Here is an 11,920-nt window from a genome sequence, read left to right on the forward strand (position 1 = left end):
AAACAACAAAACCTATCATTCAAAAATAGCAGCTTAATCTTGCTTTTATCATAGAAATCTTTTCCGGCAAAAGAAAAAGTAACATCCACTAACGCACAATATGGCGCAAAGCCATTGCTAACGGAGCACTGTAGCCCCACCCGACAACTTACTGTAATTGCAATTTCTATACAAATTCTCTCCATTTGGAGAGGGTAGCAAGGGAGTGATAAATCACAAACATTATGGGTGAGGCAGCTCATGCACCGTGCTTCAGTTGCAAACTGAAGCACGGTGTTGACGGTGTTGACGGTGTTGACGGTGTTGACGGTGTTGACGGTGTTGACAAGTGTTTACTCTGTTGACGTCAACACCTACACTCCTTCTCAAATCTTACATCCAAATCTCATATCTAAATCCTACTTTTAACAAAATTATGAACCAACCACACCAACCACACACCACTGCCGAAAGGCTTAAGTCCATCATCGGCGGCTCGCTGGGTAACCTGGTTGAGTGGTACGACTGGTATGTTTACTCGGCGTTCTCACTATACTTTGCAGGTTCATTTTTTCCTGCTGATAACCAAACCGCACAACTGCTAAACACGGCAGGGATCTTTGCGCTGGGCTTCCTGATGCGCCCAATAGGTGGCTGGCTAATGGGCACCTTTGCCGATAAGCGTGGCCGCAAAACAGCGCTTACCTTTTCGGTATTGCTCATGAGTTTAGGGTCGCTTATTATCGCTGTTATACCATCGTACAACACAATCGGAGTGTTTGCACCCATATTACTGGTAACCGCCCGGGTACTGCAAGGCCTTAGCGTAGGTGGTGAATACGGCACCAGTGCTACATACCTAAGCGAAATGGCTACCCGTAAAAGCAGAGGGTTTTACTCCAGTTTTCAGTATGTCACGCTGATAATGGGGCAACTACTGGCGCTTGGGGTATTGGTGTTGCTGCAAAGGGTTTTTCTTACTGAAGAACAACTGCATAGCTGGGGCTGGCGTATCCCATTTGGCATTGGCGCAATTTTGGCCGTTATAACCATGTATCTTCGCCGCAGCCTGCAGGAGCCTGAAGCTTACACCGCTCAGGCCAAAAAGGATAATCCTTTGAAGGGCACGCTTCGCGCCTTGGCGCAACATCCGCGCGCAGTGCTGACGGTTGTCGGACTTACCCTGGGAGGCACCGTCGCCTTTTACACATTCACTACTTATATGCAGAAATTCCTGGTAAATACCAGCGGGTTTACCAAGAGCGAAGCAACGCTGATATCAACCTTTTCGCTGGTTGTCTTTATGCTGATACAACCGCTGTACGGCGCACTTAGCGACAGAATAGGCCGTAAACCCTTGCTGATAGCTTTCGGTGTGCTGGGTACTATTATTACCATACCAGTGCTGTCAGTATTAAGCTCAACTACCAACACCTGGCTGGCCTTCGCGCTTATCATGCTGGCACTGCTGGTAGTTAGTGGGTACACATCCATAAACGCGGTGGTAAAGGCCGAATTATTTCCGGCTAATGTGCGGGCACTGGGTGTAGGCTTTCCCTATGCCATTGCGGTATCTATATTTGGTGGTACCGCCGAATACTTTGCACTGTGGTTCAAAGAAGCTGGTCATGCCGAATGGTTTTACTACTATGTAACTGCTTGTGTACTGATATCATTAATAGTGTACAGCACCATGAGCGATACGCATAAAACTTCGAAAATCGAAGATGGGCTGATGGGTGAGTAGACCATGGTCCATAGATGATAGACCATAGTTCTTAAATAATGTTGCTATGGACTATGGTCCATGGACTATCGACTAAAAGAACTACCTTTGCTGCCATATATTTTATGGCCGACATTCAACATTTATATCAGCAGGCATTACAGTTGTTGCAGCAGCTTATAGCAACGCCATCGTTCAGTAAAGAGGAAGATCGCACCGCCGAACTAATTGCGCAATTCCTGAAACAGCATGGTATTGAGCCCGAACGTAAACTGAATAATCTTTGGGCGCGTAATAAACATTTTGACCCTGCAAAGCCAACTATACTGCTAAATTCACACCATGATACGGTTAAACCCAACTCCGGCTACAGCCGCGACCCGTTCGACGCTAAAATTGAGGACGGTAAACTTTTCGGACTTGGAAGCAACGATGCGGGCGGATGCCTTGTATCGCTTATAGCGGTGTTTCTGTATTTTTATGATAAGAAAAATTTAAAATATAATTTCTGCCTGGCTACAACTGCCGAAGAAGAGATTTCAGGCGTAAACGGGCTCGAACTGATCATTCCCGAACTTGGCAAGCTTGATTTCGGTATAGTTGGCGAACCTACCCAAATGCACCTGGCCATTGCCGAAAAAGGCCTGATGGTGCTGGATTGCACCGCTTACGGCAAAGCCGGTCATGCCGCGCGTGAAGAGGGTGAGAATGCTATTTACAAAGCATTAACGGATATTGAGTGGTTCCGTAATTTCAAATTTCCTAAGGAGTCAGAAGTTTTTGGTCCTGTAAAAATGTCGGTAACCATTATAAATGCCGGTTCGCAGCACAACGTTGTTCCAGCCAGTTGTACATTTACAGTTGATGTTAGGGTAACCGACGCTTACCGTAATGAAGAAGTGTTAGAGATCATCCGTCAGCATGTAAGCTGTGAAGTAAAGCCACGCTCTATCCGCTTGAAACCATCGTCAATAGACAAACAACATCCAATAGTACAAGCAGGTATCGCTTTAAGCAGAAATACTTATGGCTCTCCCACTACGTCCGATCAATCATTGCTTGATATACCATCGCTAAAGGTAGGTCCCGGTGATTCGGCACGTTCACATACTGCCGATGAGTTTATTTATGTGGATGAGATAAGGGAAGGTATAGAATTATATATACAGATGCTGGAAAAAATTTGCTGATATGATCCCCAATCTCTCGCCAACGCTGTCGAACTCAAAAGTGATCTTACGCCCCTTACAGGCGGAAGATGAAGAGCTTTTACAGCCTTTGGCTAATGATGAGGCGGCATGGAAATACAGCACAGCCAATCTTTCCCTTCCCGGCGAATTCAACAAATACATTACTAATGCCATCACCGAGCGTGAGGCCGGTACCTGTGCGCCTTTTGTAATAATTGACGCAGTCAGCGGAAAGATAGCCGGTACCACCCGCATTGCCGAAATTTCATGGAAGTATGAAAGCGGCCACATGGGCTGGACATTTATCAGCGAGGAATTTCGCGGCACCGGGTTAAACAAAGCTGTTAAATTTGAAATGCTCCGCTATGCATTTGAAACACTGAACCTTAACCGCGTACATATACAGGCCGATGAGCGGAATGTCCGTTCATGCCGTGCTATCATAGGAATCGGTGCAAAACCCGAGGGTGTTATACGTGAGCATATGAAACTGTGGGACGGCTTTATGCGTAGTTCGGCGATATTCAGTGTTCTAAAAAGCGAATGGCCGGATTCGCCGTTACATAAACTGCAGTTTTAGATTAATGCAATGTCATGCTGAACTTGTTTCAGCATCTCTCATGCAAGATATATCAGCCTATGAGATCCCGAAATAAGTTTGGGATGACGCGATTATTATATCTTGGTATGACGGTTAATCCGCGTAATCATCTAATCCCACAAATCAGTGGTTCAAACATTCGCGTTTAAGGATGGTAACGGATACCAGCCTGCGCATAAGGCCTGAAGGCGTATAAGTGTACAGCCTGACCCGAAGGGGAACGCACGTGATAAGCTCTGAATACTAAATCCTAAAGCCACCTCTAAGATTATAAACTTAGCTTAGTTAAGCTAATACAACTGAACAACCACTCCAACTAATACAACTAATTTTTTCATATTTGCAGCATGAGCAAGCTTTGGCAAAAAACAACAAGCGTTAACGAACTGGTTGAAAATTTTACTGTTGGTCGGGACCGCGAGTTCGACAGCCAGATGGCCGCGTTTGATGTGCTTGGCTCGCTGGCGCATACAAAAATGCTGCAAAGTATCGGGCTGATGAGCGCTGAAGACCTTGGGCTTGTTCAGCAGGAATTGAAAAACATTTATAAAGAGATACAGGAAGGCAGTTTTACTATTGAGGAAAACGTTGAAGATGTACATTCGCAGGTAGAACTGCTTCTTACACGCCGCATTGGCGAGGCAGGTAAAAAAATACACAGCGGCCGTTCACGTAACGACCAGGTGCTGGTTGACCTGAAGCTCTTTTTTCGACATGAATTACAACAGGTAGTTGCCGAAACAAAGAGTTTATTCCGCCAGCTTATTGAGCTGAGCGAAAAACATAAAGATGTTTTACTGCCGGGATATACGCATTTGCAGGTGGCTATGCCATCGTCGTTCGGGTTATGGTTTGGTGCTTACGCCGAAAGTTTGGTCGATGATATGGAACTGCTGCTGGCCGCTTATAACATTACCAATAAAAACCCGCTTGGGTCGGCGGCCGGGTATGGCTCGTCGTTTCCGCTTAACCGCACGTTTACCACGCAATTACTGGGTTTTAACAGTTTGAACTATAACGTGGTGTACGCGCAAATGGGTAGGGGTAAAACTGAGCGTATTATTGCGCAGGCGCTATCGTCGGTAGCGGCTACGCTGGCAAAAATGGCCATGGACCAATGCCTGTACCTAAGCCAAAATTTCGCGTTTGTAAGCTACCCTGAAAACCTGACCACCGGCAGCAGTATTATGCCGCATAAAAAGAACCCCGACGTTTGGGAAATTATGCGAGGCAAATGTAACCGCCTGCAGGCCCTGCCAAATGATGTGGCCATGATGACCACCAACCTGCCATCGGGTTATCATCGTGAGCTGCAATTGCTGAAGGAGTTGTTGTTCCCGGCGTTTACAGATTTGAAGAACTGCCTGCACATGGCGGCCTTTATGCTGAAACACATTGAAGTAAAATCCGATATACTGAACGATCCGAAATATGCTTACCTATTCAGTGTTGAAGAGGTAAATAAAATGGTGCTTAACGGCACACCTTTCCGCGATGCTTACAAGGCCGTTGGATTAGCCATTGAAGAAGGAAATTTTAATCCTGAAAAAAATGTTAACCATACTCATGAGGGCAGCATAGGCAATCTGATGAACAGTAATATTACTTCTGCGTTTGATGAATTGCTAAGCAAGTTTCAGTTTGAAAAAATGGAAGCGGCTATAAGTAAATTAATCAATTAATATGAACTGGTTTATACTTGTTATTGCAGGGCTTTGTGAAATCGGTTTCACTACTTGTTTGGGTAAAGCAAAAGAGGCAGTTGGTCAGGTATATTGGTTTTGGATGGGCGGTTTCCTGCTATTTTTAACACTGAGCATGGTGCTGCTGTATAAGGCAACGCAAACCTTGCCGTTAGGTACTGCTTATGCGGTATGGACTGGCATTGGTGCGGTTGGTACAGTATTAATTGGCATCGTATTTTTTAAAGAACCGGCCACCTTTTGGCGTTTGTTTTTCATCACCACACTTATCAGTTCAATCGTCGGATTGAAATTTGTATCTTCACATTAAATATGGCTAACATTCCAACATTCAGGATTACGGGCGAGGGAAGCGGTAATAAAGGACAAAGAAGGGAAGACATCTATCCGGGGCTTGAAGTTGATATCATACTGAAAAAAGACCAGCGCAGCGGCAAACGTACTCGCGGGATTGTGAAAGACCTGCTAACCAGCGCCTCGTTTCATTCACGAGGTATAAAAGTCAGGCTGGAAGACGGACAGGTAGGCAGGGTAGCTGAGATTATTGGCGATTGATTAAATGGAAAGGCAAGACACTGAACTCTTGATAAAGCATTCCAAGCAAATGGCCGAGCATCTGCTTATCGAACAGGAAGGTGAGTTTCATCCCATAGCAGGCTGCATCAATATAGATGGTATCTTTAATTATCAGGCAATTTTTGACGGCGATGAATTTCCACTAAGCAAAAAGACTATCAGTGATTTTAAGGCACTTTTTGAAAAACGCCTTGCAGAGAAAAGTATACGAGCCTATGCTATAGCTTATGATGTGAGGGTTACTTCCCCAACCAATCATGATAAAACCGATGCTATTGCCATTTTTGTAAAGCATGCCGGTAAACAGCCAGTCAATTATTTTTATCCTTACTCGTTAACAAATAATGAGATTGAGTTTAACGAACCGTGGGGTGAGTATGTGAACAGTGCTAAATAATGTGGGATACGGATTAAAAAGAGCGTAAAGGCCCGACAGAAAACCGTGGCCGGGAGTTTTGCCCGTGGGATGGGTAGTTTTTTTCTGTCTTGATTTTTTTGTTACTTTTTGTATCAAGACAAAAAGTAAAGGGCCTCTGCGGCCAAGAGCAGACTGCTGATTAAACTCGCTCTAACTTTAATATTCTGTTCTAAAACTTACAGTAACTGAATTCTTAACTCTTGATTCTATTCCGCATATTTGATTATGCCATCTTCATCAATTAAGCCACCTAAAAACTTTTTCTTCCGTCTCGATGCACATTACCGCTTGTACATTGCATTAGTAATTGCTGCAGTGGCGTATTTTGTATTTAAGGCTGAATCGCTTCCGGCGGCGTTTCTTGCTGTCTGGATCGCCTTTGCCTTAACGGTTATTGTACTCGACTGGGTGATTATTTTTGGTGCGCATCCGCGTGAAATACGAAAGATAGCCAGTTTGGAAGATTCGAGCCGTACTGCCATTTTTATTATCGTGCTGGCGGCGTCGGTAATTAGCCTGGCGGCTATTTATCTGCTATTGAAGTCGGCAAAAGGGCATGGCGAAAAGGAGATATCTTCAATGGTGTTCCTCTCTATGGGCGCGGTAATCACCTCATGGATACTGGTACATACCATATTTGCATTGCGCTACGCTCACCTGTTTTATGATACCGACGAACACTCGACCACTAAAAGCGGGTTAGAATTTCCAAAAGAAGCCTCTCCCGATTACCTTGACTTTGTGTATTTTTCATTTGTTGTAGGTATGACTTTCCAGGTGTCTGACGTGGAAATATCATCACGCCGCATACGTAGGTTAACTTTAGTGCATGGACTGGTTTCGTTCGCATTCAATACAGCTATTGTTGCCCTGAGCATTAATATCATATCCGGATTAATATCGTCATAAAAAAGCCCGGAACATTACTGCCCCGGGCCACCTTAAATTACTATGATTTTTTACAGTGATGCAAGTGTTGCTTTCAGGTTTTTAACCGCGTCGGTACTTGTTTTTGACGATGCGAAAATTTCCTGTGAAGTAGTATTGGCGCCGTAATAGTTTGCATTTGAAGTCTTGTCTATCGCGATGTTCGAGCCGTTGATGCTTATACCTGCAAACAAACCTTTACTGCGCGAGTATGAATAGATCTCTGCGTCAAGTGCATGATCTGTACTGGCAGTTGAACTGCGGCCAACCGGGCCTGCAGTGGCAGAAATATCACCGCCAATAGTAAAGTCTCCGTTTTTAACCTGGGTGAGTACGCCCTTTTCTTTAAACACCAGTACCAGGTCTACAGACTGTACGCCTATCTGGAAGCCGATACTGCCGCCTGTAAGGGTTACAAAAACCGGGTCGCTCCATTTGCCGTCAGCAAGTTTTACCATGGCAACGCCTTTGCCACGTTTACCGCCAATGCCAAGGCCGGCATTTATCAGGTTAGGTATAACCACAATGCCTTGATATTGCTGTAACAATTCGTGCGGTATGCTCTCTTTCATTTTAGTAAAGGAGGTTAATACTTCTGCTGATTTATTTATTCTTTCGGTTTCTTTACCTGCATCTTTGGCTGCCATCAAAACGAATAATGCACTTAAAAGTAGCGGGAATTTCAAAAATTTCAATGCTTTCATGGGATCTGCTAATTAATTTTAACTTAAATTATTTACGTACAACCTTACAACCGCTAAGTGTAAAGCTTGTTTCTGTAAAGTGTAAATTTAACATCAGTTTTTTAGGTAAAAATTACCATCAATATTGCAGCTTAGTGTAAATGGCTATCTTTGCCCGGATGGAAAAGGCAGGTAAAGAGCAGATATTTGGTATAAAAAACAGTGCTGATTTTGATAAGGCCGCTTTGCAGGTGTTTCAGTATCAGGCCGAATACTGTACAGTTTACAGTGAGTTTATTAAAGGTTTGGCCATTGATCCGTCAACTATAACAAAAGTTGAAAAAATTCCTTTTTTGCCTATCGAATTCTTTAAATCGCAAGCAGTAGTAACCTCGCACGATGATGTTGAAATAACCTTTACCAGTTCGGGCACTACAGGTATGATCACCAGCCGCCATCATGTAACCGATGTTAGCTGGTATATTGAAAGCTTCCGCCGGGCGTTCAGTTTGTTTTATGGCGATATAAAGGATTATACCATACTTGCGCTGTTGCCTGCATACCTTGAACGTGAAGGTTCGTCGCTTATTTATATGGCCGATGACCTGATAAGGCAATCAAATAATGCCGACAGCGGTTTTTACCTGTATAACCATGCCGATTTGTTTCATCAGCTTAAGCTGCAACAGGAACTTAAAAAGCCAACTTTGCTTTTAGGCGTTACCTTCGCGCTGTTGAATTTTATTGAGTTGTATTCCGTTAATTTCCCTGAGCTTATTGTAATGGAAACCGGGGGAATGAAGGGACGCCGCAAAGAGATGATACGCGAAGAACTGCATGATATCTTATGCAAAGGTTTTGGTGTAAAAAGCATTCATTCGGAATACGGGATGACGGAACTGCTGTCTCAAGCTTACTCAAAAGGCGAGGGGATATTCAATTGTCCGCCCTGGATGAAGATCATCACCCGAGATACTAACGACCCCTTCACCTTGCTGGAGACTGATAAAACCGGCGGCATCAATATTATCGACCTGGCGAATATCAATTCATGCTCGTTCATCGCTACACAGGATTTGGGCAGAGTGTATACCGATGGCTCGTTCGAAGTACTTGGCCGTTTCGACAATGCCGACATTCGTGGCTGTAATTTGCTGATAGCGTAAATCTTAACTTGCAGCTATCATAATATTATTATTTTTGCGTTCAGCATAAAGCTTAAAACACATGAGTATAGACAAGTTTTTAAACGACGGCCAGGATCCCGCAACCGTCGAAAAAATATACACACGACTGGTTGACCTGCTTAATAGCGGCGAAGAAGTGATTTATATTGCGGTACAAAAAAAGCCGCTGGTAAACCTTTTTCCCGATTGTGTGGCGCTTACCAACAAACGCGTTTTGTTTTTCACACCTGCTAATCTGGGTCTGTCGATTAAGTTTGTTGACTTTGTTTGGAAAGACATTCTTGACGTACATTCGAAAGAGGAAATCATAGGCGCGGTATTCACCATTAAAACCGTAAACAGCGCCGAAATGGGTGTCGATTACCTGCCCAAAGTACAGGCAAGAAAGCTATATCAATATGCACAGGAACGAAAGGAAACCGAACGTGAAGAACGCCGCCTGCGCGAACTGGAAGAAAAACGCGCCGAATCGGGTTCTGTACTGATTGACAACCCATCGCACGTAGCGTTAACACCGCCTGCACCACAACCTGTTTTTGAAGCGCCAGCACCTGTAGCTCCACCGGCACCGGAGCCCGTTAAACAAGAGCCGGCTGCAAAACCTGATGAACTTACCGAGAAGCTGAAAAAGCTAAAAATGCTGTTTGATAACAGCCTGATATCTCAGGAAGAATACAATCAGAAAAAAATGGATTTGTTAGAGGATTTGTAGATCTATCCTAAATCCTCTTCAAAGGAGAAGACTTTAAGAGTCAATAAAAAAGCGATGGGTTTCAAACCCATCGCTTTTGTTTTAAAGTCCTCCCTACCGAGGAAGATTTAGGTGGTGCTTATTCCGCCACTATCAAAAAGTAATTCTTCTTTCCTTTTTGCGCTACCAGGAATTTACCGTTTATCAGGTTATCGGCATTAAAAATATCATCCGCAGTGGCAATTTTGTTGCGGTTAATAGATACACCGCCGCCTTGTATCATTTTTTTGGCTTCACCTTTTGATGGGAATACGGCGGTTTTTGCTGCCAATAAATCAGTAGCATTAATGCCGGCTTTTAATTCTTCAAGGCTGATGTTGAAGTTTGGTACACCTTCAAACAGACCTTTTACTTCAGCGTCGTTAAGTTCGTTTAAAAACTCAATGCCGGTGTTGCCGAATAAAAAGTCGGACGACTTGATGGCTTTTTCGTATTCGGTTTCGCCATGTACACGTATGGTGATGTCTTTTGCAAGAGCCTTTTGCAGCACGCGGGTGTGCGGCGCTGCATCTTGTTCGGCTTCCATAGCTTCAATAACTTCCCTGCTGAGCAAGGTAAATATTCGTATATAGCTTTTCGCGTCGGCATCGCTGGTGTTTAGCCAGAACTGGTAAAACTGGTAAGGCGATGTGCGGGCAGGATCGAGCCATACCGCGCCGCTTTCAGTTTTACCGAATTTTGTACCGTCTGCTTTCTTTATCAGTTGAGTTGTTAAAGCAAACGCCTCACCGCCTTCTTTACGGCGAACCAATTCGGTACCGGTAACAATGTTACCCCATTGGTCGCTGCCACCCATTTGCAGAGTGCAGTTATGGTGTTTCCACAAATAGTAAAAGTCATATCCCTGCACCAACTGGTAAGTAAACTCGGTGAACGACATGCCGGTATCGCCTTCAAGACGTTTCTTTACCGAATCCTTAGCCATCATATAGTTCACAGTGATGTGCTTACCAACGTCGCGGATAAAATCAAGAAAAGTGAAATTCTTAAACCAGTCGTAATTGTTTACCATCTGCGCGCTGTTTGCACCGCTGTTAAAATTAAGAAACTGCTCAAGCTGTTTTTTAACACAAGTTAGGTTGTGTTGTAATACATCTTCAGACAGTAAATTACGCTCGGCTGATTTTCCTGATGGGTCGCCCACCATACCGGTAGCACCGCCAACCAGCGCATAAGGCTTGTGCCCGGCGCGCTGAAAGTGTATAAGCGTCATAATCTGGGTAAGATGGCCAACATGCAGCGAATCGGCAGTTGGATCGAACCCGATATAGCCTGATGCCATACCCTTATTCAGCAGTTCCTCGGTTCCGGGCATAATATCATGCAGCATGCCACGCCAGCGTAATTCTTCAACAAAGTTCATTGTATGCGTATTCTTTTTACAAAAGGTGCAAAGATAAAATAATAAGGTAAAAACTCTTTTTTTAGTAATAAGATGCCGGTCAAATCATAATTATTTTGTAGATTGTGGCAACTGTGTGATATCATCAAGCACCACCTATGAATTTTTTGTCGCACTATTATTTTGACTGCCACACCACAGATTGTTATTTTGTGCTGGGCACCGTATTGCCCGATCTGTTAAAGAACGCCGACAAGAATATCATCCTGCACCCCGAAAAACTTCAGCATACCGATAAGCATGTGAACAGTATAATAGAAGGCTGGAAAAAACACCTCGAGGTAGATCGTTATTTTCATTCATCAGGGTTCTTTTTGCATCACTCGCACCAGTTAAAGCTCGCCCTTACCCCCGTTATCCAGGGTTCGCCGGTAAAGCCCTTCTTTTTGGGACATATCGCTATAGAACTTATTTTAGATAACCTGCTGCTTACCACCGGCAGAGTTAGTGCCGACGAGTTTTATGACCATCTTGTCTCGTGCGAAAAAAGTGTTGTGCAAGAGTTTTTAACTTTCAGTGGCTTGGAAGATACTCAGATATTTTTTAGGTTTTTTGAGTCGTTTAAAAAAGATCGTTACCTGCATACTTATGTTGATACGCACCAGATAGCTTATGCCCTGAAAAGAATATGTATGCGGGTTTGGAGAAACCCATTCACCGTGCAGCAGGAAGTTGATATTGATGAAGTGCTTATAGCTTACAGAAAAGCAGTTTATAACGACTTTATGCAGGTTTTTACCATTATTGAAACTGAAATTGCAGGCAGCAGGGTGTGAA

Annotated in this window: 14 protein-coding genes; 11 read left to right on the plus strand and 3 right to left on the minus strand. The window is 44.0% G+C overall.

Translation table 11 applies throughout. From position 1 onward, the window contains the following. Window positions 1-185, minus strand: a 185-nt coding sequence (locus EOD41_RS20960; protein ID WP_205780613.1) for a hypothetical protein, incomplete at its 3' end; no start/stop codon positions are given. Window positions 186-415: 230 nt separating this feature from the next. On the opposite strand from EOD41_RS20960, the gene EOD41_RS19715 reads away from it, so the two are divergent. The 8 genes from EOD41_RS19715 to EOD41_RS19750 all read left to right on the plus strand — a co-directional run bounded on the left by EOD41_RS19715 (window position 416) and on the right by EOD41_RS19750 (window position 7,102). Then, entirely contained in the window at window positions 416-1,726 is a 1,311-nt protein-coding gene (locus EOD41_RS19715; RefSeq protein ID WP_127708293.1) for an MFS transporter, read from the plus strand. A 104-nt stretch (window positions 1,727-1,830) separates the two neighbouring features. Then, window positions 1,831-2,895, plus strand: a complete 1,065-nt coding sequence (locus tag EOD41_RS19720; RefSeq protein WP_127708296.1) for a M20 family metallo-hydrolase — start codon at window positions 1,831-1,833, stop codon at window positions 2,893-2,895. A 1-nt stretch (window position 2,896) separates the two neighbouring features. After that, on the plus strand, window positions 2,897-3,475 hold the full coding sequence (locus EOD41_RS19725; protein WP_127708299.1) for a GNAT family N-acetyltransferase: 579 nt from the start codon (window positions 2,897-2,899) through the stop codon (window positions 3,473-3,475). 368 nt (window positions 3,476-3,843) lie between these two features. Then, window positions 3,844-5,178, plus strand: coding sequence for an argininosuccinate lyase (argH, locus tag EOD41_RS19730; RefSeq protein WP_127708302.1), 1,335 nt, complete (start codon window positions 3,844-3,846; stop codon window positions 5,176-5,178). 1 nt (window position 5,179) lies between these two features. Next, window positions 5,180-5,509, plus strand: coding sequence for a DMT family transporter (locus EOD41_RS19735; protein ID WP_127708305.1), 330 nt, complete (start codon window positions 5,180-5,182; stop codon window positions 5,507-5,509). Window positions 5,510-5,511: 2 nt separating this feature from the next. After that, window positions 5,512-5,754: a YwbE family protein gene (locus tag EOD41_RS19740; RefSeq protein WP_127708307.1), complete on the plus strand. Its 243-nt coding sequence runs from the start codon at window positions 5,512-5,514 to the stop codon at window positions 5,752-5,754. Between the two features lie 4 nt (window positions 5,755-5,758). Continuing rightward, window positions 5,759-6,172, plus strand: a complete 414-nt coding sequence (locus EOD41_RS19745) for a hypothetical protein (RefSeq protein WP_127708309.1) — start codon at window positions 5,759-5,761, stop codon at window positions 6,170-6,172. Between the two features lie 246 nt (window positions 6,173-6,418). Further along, entirely contained in the window at window positions 6,419-7,102 is a 684-nt protein-coding gene (locus EOD41_RS19750) for a DUF1345 domain-containing protein (RefSeq protein WP_127708312.1), read from the plus strand. 50 nt (window positions 7,103-7,152) lie between these two features. Here the strand turns inward: EOD41_RS19750 and EOD41_RS19755 are convergent, their stop codons facing one another. Further along, the gene (locus tag EOD41_RS19755; protein WP_127708315.1) at window positions 7,153-7,824 is read right to left on the minus strand and encodes a lipid-binding SYLF domain-containing protein; all 672 of its coding nucleotides are present in this window, start codon (window positions 7,822-7,824) and stop codon (window positions 7,153-7,155) included. Between the two features lie 140 nt (window positions 7,825-7,964). On the opposite strand from EOD41_RS19755, the gene EOD41_RS19760 reads away from it, so the two are divergent. Together EOD41_RS19760 and EOD41_RS19765 are read left to right on the plus strand one after the other, a co-directional pair. After that, the gene (locus tag EOD41_RS19760) at window positions 7,965-8,969 is read left to right on the plus strand and encodes a long-chain-fatty-acid--protein ligase (protein WP_240663512.1); all 1,005 of its coding nucleotides are present in this window, start codon (window positions 7,965-7,967) and stop codon (window positions 8,967-8,969) included. A 61-nt stretch (window positions 8,970-9,030) separates the two neighbouring features. Continuing rightward, complete coding sequence (locus EOD41_RS19765) at window positions 9,031-9,702, plus strand: PH domain-containing protein (RefSeq protein ID WP_127708318.1); 672 nt, start codon at window positions 9,031-9,033, stop codon at window positions 9,700-9,702. A 118-nt stretch (window positions 9,703-9,820) separates the two neighbouring features. Here EOD41_RS19765 and tyrS read toward each other — a convergent pair whose 3' ends face one another. Further along, complete coding sequence (gene tyrS, locus EOD41_RS19770) at window positions 9,821-11,104, minus strand: tyrosine--tRNA ligase (RefSeq protein WP_127708321.1); 1,284 nt, start codon at window positions 11,102-11,104, stop codon at window positions 9,821-9,823. A gap of 137 nt (window positions 11,105-11,241) precedes the next feature. Here tyrS and EOD41_RS19775 point away from each other — a divergent pair, with 137 nt between their 5' ends. Next, a complete protein-coding gene (locus EOD41_RS19775; protein ID WP_127708324.1) occupies window positions 11,242-11,919 on the plus strand; it encodes a hypothetical protein in 678 nt (225 codons plus the stop codon). Window position 11,920 lies beyond the last annotated feature (1 nt).

It is taken from the genome of Mucilaginibacter limnophilus (genome assembly GCF_004005815.1).
Classification (GTDB): Bacteria; Bacteroidota; Bacteroidia; order Sphingobacteriales; family Sphingobacteriaceae; genus Mucilaginibacter; species Mucilaginibacter limnophilus.

Bases quoted from the DNA above. Each gene is read 5' to 3' on its own strand.
- EOD41_RS19765 (WP_127708318.1), top strand. From the start codon at position 9,031: ATGAGTATAGACAAGTTTTTAAACGACGGCCAGGATCCCGCAACCGTC.
- EOD41_RS19775 (WP_127708324.1), top strand. From the start codon at position 11,242: ATGAATTTTTTGTCGCACTATTATTTTGACTGCCACACCACAGATTGT.
- EOD41_RS19740 (WP_127708307.1), top strand. From the start codon at position 5,512: ATGGCTAACATTCCAACATTCAGGATTACGGGCGAGGGAAGCGGTAAT.
- EOD41_RS19725 (WP_127708299.1), top strand. From the start codon at position 2,897: ATGATCCCCAATCTCTCGCCAACGCTGTCGAACTCAAAAGTGATCTTA.
- EOD41_RS19760 (WP_240663512.1), top strand. From the start codon at position 7,965: ATGGCTATCTTTGCCCGGATGGAAAAGGCAGGTAAAGAGCAGATATTT.
- EOD41_RS19715 (WP_127708293.1), top strand. From the start codon at position 416: ATGAACCAACCACACCAACCACACACCACTGCCGAAAGGCTTAAGTCC.
- argH (WP_127708302.1), top strand. From the start codon at position 3,844: ATGAGCAAGCTTTGGCAAAAAACAACAAGCGTTAACGAACTGGTTGAA.
- EOD41_RS19755 (WP_127708315.1), bottom strand. From the start codon at position 7,824: ATGAAAGCATTGAAATTTTTGAAATTCCCGCTACTTTTAAGTGCATTA.
- EOD41_RS19745 (WP_127708309.1), top strand. From the start codon at position 5,759: ATGGAAAGGCAAGACACTGAACTCTTGATAAAGCATTCCAAGCAAATG.
- EOD41_RS19720 (WP_127708296.1), top strand. From the start codon at position 1,831: ATGGCCGACATTCAACATTTATATCAGCAGGCATTACAGTTGTTGCAG.
- EOD41_RS19750 (WP_127708312.1), top strand. From the start codon at position 6,419: ATGCCATCTTCATCAATTAAGCCACCTAAAAACTTTTTCTTCCGTCTC.
- tyrS (WP_127708321.1), bottom strand. From the start codon at position 11,104: ATGAACTTTGTTGAAGAATTACGCTGGCGTGGCATGCTGCATGATATT.
- EOD41_RS19735 (WP_127708305.1), top strand. From the start codon at position 5,180: ATGAACTGGTTTATACTTGTTATTGCAGGGCTTTGTGAAATCGGTTTC.